This window comes from Mycoplasma sp. 5370 (genome assembly GCF_054343435.1).
The window spans coordinates 1-8,057 of record NZ_JBTGVF010000032.1; the positions used below are offsets into that span (position 1 = coordinate 1).

The 8,057-nt window shown below is 20.3% G+C and carries 7 protein-coding genes; 5 read left to right on the top strand and 2 right to left on the bottom strand.

Annotated elements, in window-relative coordinates; translation table 4 throughout:
• Positions 1–73: 73 nt before the first annotated feature.
• Both ACXX88_RS03690 and trmB read right to left on the bottom strand, forming a co-directional pair.
• A complete protein-coding gene (locus ACXX88_RS03690) occupies positions 74–763 on the bottom strand; it encodes a hypothetical protein (RefSeq protein ID WP_458559624.1) in 690 nt (229 codons plus the stop codon).
• 245 nt (positions 764–1,008) lie between these two features.
• The gene (gene trmB, locus ACXX88_RS03695) at positions 1,009–1,620 is read right to left on the bottom strand and encodes a tRNA (guanosine(46)-N7)-methyltransferase TrmB (protein WP_458559625.1); all 612 of its coding nucleotides are present in this window, start codon (positions 1,618–1,620) and stop codon (positions 1,009–1,011) included.
• 351 nt (positions 1,621–1,971) lie between these two features.
• Here trmB and ACXX88_RS03700 point away from each other — a divergent pair, with 351 nt between their 5' ends.
• The 5 genes from ACXX88_RS03700 (at position 1,972) to ACXX88_RS03720 (ending at position 7,993) form a co-directional block, all read left to right on the top strand.
• On the top strand, positions 1,972–4,137 hold the full coding sequence (locus ACXX88_RS03700) for a S8 family serine peptidase (RefSeq protein ID WP_458559626.1): 2,166 nt from the start codon (positions 1,972–1,974) through the stop codon (positions 4,135–4,137).
• 1 nt (position 4,138) lies between these two features.
• Positions 4,139–4,966 carry a hypothetical protein gene (locus ACXX88_RS03705; RefSeq protein ID WP_458559627.1) on the top strand — a complete coding sequence of 276 codons (828 nt, stop codon included), beginning with the start codon at positions 4,139–4,141 and terminating at the stop codon, positions 4,964–4,966.
• Positions 4,967–4,977: 11 nt separating this feature from the next.
• On the top strand, positions 4,978–5,802 hold the full coding sequence (locus tag ACXX88_RS03710; protein WP_458559628.1) for a hypothetical protein: 825 nt from the start codon (positions 4,978–4,980) through the stop codon (positions 5,800–5,802).
• Between the two features lie 189 nt (positions 5,803–5,991).
• Positions 5,992–7,476, top strand: coding sequence for an MYPU_1760 family metalloprotease (locus tag ACXX88_RS03715; protein ID WP_458559629.1), 1,485 nt, complete (start codon positions 5,992–5,994; stop codon positions 7,474–7,476).
• Position 7,477: 1 nt separating this feature from the next.
• The gene (locus ACXX88_RS03720) at positions 7,478–7,993 is read left to right on the top strand and encodes a DUF402 domain-containing protein (RefSeq protein WP_458559630.1); all 516 of its coding nucleotides are present in this window, start codon (positions 7,478–7,480) and stop codon (positions 7,991–7,993) included.
• The last annotated feature ends 64 nt before the right edge of the window (positions 7,994–8,057 follow it).

Genomic DNA, 8,057 nt, shown 5'->3' on the forward strand with positions numbered 1-8,057 from the left:
TAAAATACAAATAGGTTATAAAAACACTGGTGCACTTTATATTTCATTTAAGGATAAACAAATTATTAAATGTTTATGCTTGGAGTTTTTTCAACAATTTTACTCTAAATATAAAACCAAAAAATGGTTTTAAAATTATTAAATAAGAAAGTATTGAACAGAACAAGAAAATGAAAAATACAAAAATATTTGATAGCAATATAATTAAAATTAGAGAACTAATTCAAGCTGCAAAAAACAGTAATTTTAAAGCAATTAAAAAGAAAATCTCTTTATTTATGTTTTTATATAAAGCATTATTATTTTGATCTATTTGCTTTTGATTTTTAATTATATTTTTTATATAAACTAGTAAAAACATTAATTTAAATTTGTAAAAATGCTTTTTATATCAGTTAAAAATTATATTTTCAACTAAATTATTAGATATATTTATATTTTGTTTTTCAGTTAATTTTATTTTATTATTTGTTTCATTTTTAATTATAAATTGAAAATACTTTAAATAAGAAAAATCATCTATGTGATTTTTGCTTAAAACAAAGGAAATTCACTCTTTTTGATTCTTTATTTGAAACAAGTTATAATCTATTTTTCCCTTTGTGTTGTACTCTTTATGAGAATATTTTTTGCATTCTCTAAAAGCAAGAAATACTCATAAAGGATGAAGTAAAATATAAATAATAATTCCGCTAGTAGCAACTAAAAATTTTAAATAGAAACTTTTTTCTGGATTACTATTTCACTCTTGAAGTAAAAACACAGAACACATTAAAAATACAAATAAAAACACGCAACTTATAAACAAAGGAAAAAACAAAATAAAATAAATTTTTCTTTTTATATCAATTTCTAAATCACTATCATTTAGATTCAAAAATACTATATTTTTAAATAATCACATAAAAACATAAGAACCAAACAAAGGAAATAAATATATTTCTTTCGAAAGTTTTGAGTTAGTAAAATAATTTCAAAAAAGGTAATTCTTATTATTGAGATACATAATTATTTATTAAATTTAACTTCTAAATAATTTATATTTTTGCCTTTATCTGATCATTTTTTTTCATAACCTGTCATAATATTATTTTTAGAAAGCTCACTATTATGAAAATCCCTTGTTAGATTTATAATATTTGCTCCAAACTCCTGTATAGATTCAATACTGTATTCAAATAAACCATCATTATCAGTTTTAAACTTTAATAAACCATTGGTAGTTAATAAATTTTGATAAATAGTTAAAAAGTTTTTATAAGTAAGTCTTCTTTTATAGTGTCTTTTTTTAGGTCAAGGATCTGAAAAAGTAAGTCAAATTAAATCTACTTTTCCTTCTAATAAATTAGGTAATTCTGCAATATCTTTATTAATTATTTTAAAATTTTTTAAATTTAATTTCTTTGCTTTTTTCATAGATTTTAAAGCAACTGTAGGATATTTTTCAATTCCTATATACATAATATCAGGATTATTTTGAGCAAGTTGAACTAACATTTCTCCTTTTCCCATACCCATTTCAAGCACAGTGTTAGAATTTACTTTAAAAGGGAATTCAGTTATTAAATATTCACTTTCTAAAAGTAATTCTGTTGCATTTGGTATATTTCTTAATCTCATATCAAAATAATACTAAAATTTATTTTTTAAACAAGAAATAAATAAAATTTAAAACAATAAGTATTTATATTATTATTAATATAATATGAAAAAATTTATTTTATTTTGAAAATTTTATAAAAAAGTATTATAATAAAATTATGGTTGCAGGAGGAAAAATGAAAATAACTAAAAATATTATCATTCGTAATATAAACAAGTTAATTATTAAAATTAACCAATATTTTCATTTTTACTTTTTTAGGACTTTAAATAAATTTAGCTAATTAATTAAATAATAAACTAAAAAGAAAATCCTAATTAAGTTTAGGATTTTTTGCAACCTTTTTAAATAAAATAAAGGAGAAAAGTATGAAAAAGAAAAATAAATTCTTATTTACTCTTATGCCGATAACTGGTTTATTAAGTCCATTTGTTTTAGGTGTAAGTATGAATCTTAATGATTCAGAGCAAAAAAATAATAAAGAAAATAAGACATTAAATATTTATGAATTTTTAAGTAAATTAAAGAATTATACAACTGAAAGTTTTTCAGAACATTCAACAAAAGAAGATAAAATGGTAACTGATTTTGTTGAGTCTTTACCAAAAAGAGAAGTATTTAGATTATATACAAACGTCTTTGTAGATGATAATTTAGATAACAATCTTAAAATTGAAAAATATTCAAAAGAAAATAAAAAAGTTTTAGATTTACTTTTAGGTGAACTTAAAGATAAAAACATTGTTAAATATTCTTATTATTCTGAAATTCTTCCTATGATAAGTGTAGAAGTAGACTTAGAAGATGCAAATAAATTTGCAGAATTTTTAGATAATAAAAAAGAATTTGCTAACTATTCTAAAGAACAAATAGTAGGAACTTTATCTTTTAAAGATGTAGCTGAAAGATTAATTACTAAGTATTGTATCGATAAACCAGATGATTTGGGAAAATGTCTATTATATGATCAAGATACAGGAAAAGCAAGTATAAGTTCAAGCAATTATAATCCTTATAGTAGTAATGATTGAACTTATAAACAGCATAAAAATTCTTATTCATCAAGTTCATCATCAAGTTCTACTGTAACTAAAAAAGAAGAACCTAAAAAGAAAGAAGAAAGTTGATATTATTTATCCACTTCTGATTACAAAACACATTTTAGAAAACAATTAGATTTAATTAATGATGATTATGATGAAACAAAAGTAAAAATTGATAAAAAAACTAATGAACCTGAAGGGGTTTATAGAACAAAAGTAGGAGTTCTTGAAGGTGTTTATTTAAGAAAAGATAATAATTTATTTAAGTTTAATAATCTAGTTTCTGAATCAAAAAGTCTACTGGACCAAAACATCGATCACAAGGAAGAGGTAGCTAGTTTAATTTCTTCTAAAGAAGGAGTTGATCCTTTTGCAAAAATTTATGATTTGAAACTTTATATTACAAATTATAAAGCTTCAGAATATACTTTTGCTTTTAATGATATGTATAATTTAGAAAAACTTTTAAAAACTTCTGTTTCAAAAGGAATTCAAGTAATAAATGGAAGTTTTGGTTATGGTTCTCCTGATCCGGATTCCCCAATTACCTTAAGGACTTCTTATGATAACATTGCATATTTTTTAGATTTATTTACCAAAAAATATAAAATAATTCTTGTATTTTCTGCAGGAAATCATAAGGAAGATTATATAAACAATAATTTTCATGGAATGAAATTAGGTTTAAATACAATAAAAGTTGGAGCAATTGACACAGAAACAAAAAAATCTACTTTTTTTTCAGTTAATTCTAGCAACTCTTACTATTTTTCACAAGATTATCCAAATATCACAGTAGCTGCTCCTGGAACAAATTATGATTTTAAATTTATTGAAAATTCTGCACATACCAAAGGTACAAGTTTTGCTGCTCCACTAGTAACAGGAGTAATTTCTAAGTTATATAGAAATTTTCCAAAAGTTAGAAATAAACCTGTATCAATATTTTCTTTAATAGGTGTTTCATCTGATTTATTTAATGAATTTAGCAAAAATTTAATTAAAGGAACAGGTTATAATCAAGATTTTGGGGCAGGAATTTTAAACTACAAAAAAGCAAAAGAAGCAGTAAATAGTTTAAGAGAATTTACAATAAAAGGAGATAGAGAAAAAGGAAAATTGGATGAAACTGTAAAAGAATTAGAATTAAAAGATAATTCAATACTAAAAATTAGTTCAGCATGATTATTTAATGGTTTTGATAAAGAAATTCCAGAAAATATATATCTTGGTAAAAAAGATAAAAATTACTTTGAACAAGAGTTTAAAAACAATAATGTTGTAACAGATTTCAATATTGTTTTAGAATATTGAAATATTCAAACAAAAGAATGAGAAAAAGTTAAAGAAACCACATCAGTTAAATCTAATAAAGAAATTTTAAATATTAAAATAAGTAAAGCAGGAAAATATAGATATTATCTTTATAAACAAAATTCATCAATTTCGCAATTAGATGATGAAGTTGCTATAAGTCATTTAGTAGAATAAAATGAAAAAAATTAAATTATTAATTCCTGTTGCAACTGCTAGCTTATCTTTATTTTCTTTTATTTCTTGTCACGAAAATAAAGAAAATATACAGAAAAAAGATAATGAATCAAAATTTATTTTTGAAAAACCTGCTTACAATAGATATCATAATCCTGATGAATTATTCAAAGAATGAAATCAAGTCAAATACAAAAAAGATTTTTTATGAAAACATGGAGAGTGAGAAGTTTATAAAAATCATTTGACTAGTTTTTTCTTTGAAAATCCTTTTAAAAAAGAAAATTCAAAATATAATTTTAGCTTATCTCCTTTTATTCAAGAAGATAAAAAACACATTTTTAATTTTGATTTAAACCATTTGGGTCAATTTATAGCAATAAGTAACTATAATCAATTTAAATTTTTTATGAATGACTTGCGTGTTTCTTTTAATTTTAAAAATGTAAATAAAGACTTTCCTTCTCTTTTATTTTTCAATTATGATTTTTTAAATAAGTTCGAAACTAATAATCCATTTTATGTAATAAAAAAATCATTAATTCAATCAATGATTAAAACAACTGATTTAGATAATGATGAAGTAATAGAAGAAAAATTAAAAAATTATTTCTCTAAAAAAATAGTATTATTTTCTTTACTTGTAGAAACAAGAAGTAGGATTACTGAAGAAGTAAAAACTGTTCACATAAAATTTCCTAAAACAAATAATCTTAAAGATTTAATTGAAGAAAATTTAACTAATGAGAAAGATCAATATAAATATGATCGAGATTGAGATTATCCACTTGCTTTTGAATTTCATGAATTAGAAAAAGACAATAGTTAAGTTGAATAAAAATGAAAAAAATTAAATTAATATTACCAGTACTTACAACAATTTCAGTATCAGATTTTCTCGTTTCTTGTGACGAAAATAAAGAAAATATACAGAAAAAAGATAATGAATCAAAATTTATTTTTGAAAAACCCATTCACACTAAATATCATAATTCTGATGAATTATTTAAAGAATGAAATGAAATAAAATACAAAAAAGATTTTTTAGAAAAAGATGATATTTGAGAAGTAGATAAAAATCATATTGATACTTTTTATTTTGCAAATCCTTATGCAAAACAAAATGAAAAGCAAAATTTTAATTTATCTCCTTTTAGCCAAGAAGATAAAAAAGAAATTTTCAACTTTGATTTAAATCATCTAGGACAATTTATTGCTATTAGTAATATAGATCAATTCAACTTCTTTATGAAGGATTTAAGAACTTCTTTTATTCTTAAAACCACAACAACACCAACTAATATAGCTCTTATTTTTTCCGATGAGAATTTTGATAAAAACATAAAAGCTAACAATCCTTTTTATTTGATGAAAGATAGATTACTAAATAAAATAATTAAGGTAAATAAAGGAGAATCAGAAGAAAATATAAAAAATAAATTAAAAAAATATTTTGAAACTAAAATGCTTATCTTTTCTTTATTTATAGATAGTAGAGATGGAGTGAAGGAATATGTTAAACAAGTAAGTATAAAATTTCCTAAAACAAATAATTTAAAAGATTTAATTCAATTAAATTTAAAGAGTAAAAGTAATGGAGAATATATTTCAAAAAATAATCTTCCATTAGCTTTTGAATTTCATGAACTAAATAAAGAAAAATAAAATGTAAAAAGTTTTCTTATATAAAAATTCTTATCAATTTACAAGTAATAAAAATATCAAATAAGTATGAATTTACCAGTGATTTTACACTGGTATTTTTATTTAATAAAAAGAAATATAAATATTTTTAATACAAAAACATAGAAAGTTTTATAATTTAATAAAAATAGTAGAAAGATTAATTTTAATATGTTTAATAAAAAAATAAAATCATTTTTGTATTTTTTTTCTTTTACTTTGCCTGCTATGGTTTTTACTTCTTGTGATTATTTAAAAAATAAAGAACAAGAATTTATAAAAATAGAGCAAAAATATTTTAATTTTGATTTAATTGAATATAAAAAAGAAAATTATTTTTTATCTAAAAATGGACTTAAAAAATTTTATGAAAGAATTAAAAAAGATTTATTTTATGGATCTGAAATAAATTTTTTAAATAAAATTATAATTGATAAAAATTTAAAAGAATTTTCGAATACAAAGGAAAGACAGGGTTTTTTTATTTCAAATACTAGAGAAATATATTTAAATTCTGATTCTTTAAATCATATACAAAATGAAGATGATAGAATAGAAGTTTTGTTTCAAATTTTATATCATGAATATTTTCATTATATCGATTCTATATATCTTTCAAATTATAAAACAGGATATAAAATTGAAAATAATAAATCAACAAAAATTTATAATAAAGAATTTGTTGATAATTTCTTAAAAGATTTAAGAATAACAGATGAAAGATTTAAATATTATTTACCAAATAAAAATTTATTAGATACAAATAATGTTTTTAATAATTTAACAATAAAAGAAATTTTAGAAAAATCTTTAACAAATGAGTTAAATAAAATAAATTTAACAAATAAAAATTTAGCACTTAATATTGAAAATTTTAAAAACATTAATAATAAAATACCTTTAAATTACTATTTTTTATTTGAAGAATTTTTTGCAAATGAATCTTATAAACATTTTTATATTGAAAAAAGAAATAATTTAAAAAATGAGCAAAATTTTTATTTGCAAGATTATTTATGAACATCAGAATTAGAGAGAATTGCTGGTTTAACAAAACTACAAGATGATTTAATTATTAATAATTCTGCTTTTGAAGGAAATATCACAACAAAAGAAGGTGTTATTAAATTAGAAAACAAAATTAAAGATTTCTTTTTTAACTATTTACAGGCAATAAATTATAAAATGAATATTAGTGGAATTTATAATTTAAATAATAGAACATATATAAATGATAAATTAGAAGGAATTATTGATACTAAAAAAGTGTTTTTTAGTGGTTATACAAAAGAAAAATATAATGCTTTAGTTTTCAAAAATAAAGACAATTTTTTTATAAAATTAAATTTAAATTATAATGAAAGCAATAATTTAAAAGCTAAGTTAAATAAAAATGATAGAGAATATAATGTTTTTCCAGAAGAAAAATATTTAAGTTATTACACCACAAATTATTTAAATATAGAAAAAGCAAATTTGAAATTTAAACCAATGTTGTGAAAAGACTCAAATAATAATGGTAAAATAGAAGAAACAGAGTTACATCTTTTAAATAATTTTTCAAGTAATTCTAATTATGGACCAAGTTCTAAAAGAAGTTTTTTACCTAATAACACTTCTTTAACTATAAGAAATAACCAAATAATAGAGGAATAAGATGCAATATAAAAATTTTGTAAACATACAAGCTTATAAATATAATGGAAAACTATATAGACAATGAAGCGGCGGGCAAATCATACAAGAAACAGATAATCATGTTGTTTTATATTTAAATACTAAAACAAAAGTAATGGAAAAAAATTATCAAAAATGAAAAGTTCGTGCGGATACTCTTTGATTTTTTCACAAAAAACATTTTTTTAATGCTTTAGTTACTATTGTTAAAAAAAAATTTTATATTTATATTAATTTAGCATCTCCTTTTTTTATTGAAGAAAATACGGTAAAATTCATTGATTTTGATTTAGATATTAAAGTTTATCCAAACAAAGATTTAAATATAATAGATAAATCTGAATTTTTAGTTAATGCTAAAAAAATGAAATATTCTCAAAAAACAATTAATGTTATTTTTGAAGAATTAAGATTTTTAATAAATCTTTATTACAAGGAAAATTATATTTTTAATAAAAATTATTTACAATATTTTCAAAACAAAATAGACAATTAATATTGTCTATTCCTTAAATGAAATATAAAGTGCACCAGTGTTTTTATAACCTATTTGTATTTTA